At 58.2% G+C, this 416-nt stretch carries 1 pseudogene; it reads right to left on the bottom strand.

The features are described from left to right. Positions 1-38 precede the first annotated feature (38 nt). Positions 39-416 (bottom strand): annotated as a pseudogene (locus R3X27_RS25565) (DDE-type integrase/transposase/recombinase); the annotation flags it as partial.

Here is a 416-nt window from a genome sequence, read left to right as displayed (position 1 = left end):
TGGACCTGTCGCGCTTTGATGCCGCTCCGATTTCTCCCTTATGCAGCCTGAGCCTCGAAGGCCAAGGGACTTTTCCAGCCGAGAGCTGAATGCTTGCGGCGCGGATTGTAGAAGCCGTTGATGTATTCAAAGATCGCCAGTTCGGCAGCCCGCCGTGTCGGCCATGATCGGCGCCAGATCAACTCGGCCTTGATCGTCTTGAAGAACGTCTCGACCGCCGCGTTGTCATAGCAACTGCCTTTTCCGCTCATCCATTGCCGGCAGGCGATTGCAAGCAATCGCCGAGAGGGAGACCTGGAAGCCATGCTGGCGCAGGATCTTCTGGTAGTCGTGAGAGCAGTATTGGCTTCCACGATCCGTGTGATGGATGCATCCCTCGGGCGGTCGCCTCAAGGCGATTGCCATGTTCAGCGCTT

It is taken from the genome of Tropicimonas sp. TH_r6 (genome assembly GCF_033101155.1).
Classification (GTDB): domain Bacteria; phylum Pseudomonadota; class Alphaproteobacteria; order Rhodobacterales; family Rhodobacteraceae; genus Tropicimonas.
The sequence above is the reverse complement of the archived record's forward strand: the minus strand, read 5'-3'. Positions and strand labels throughout refer to the sequence as shown.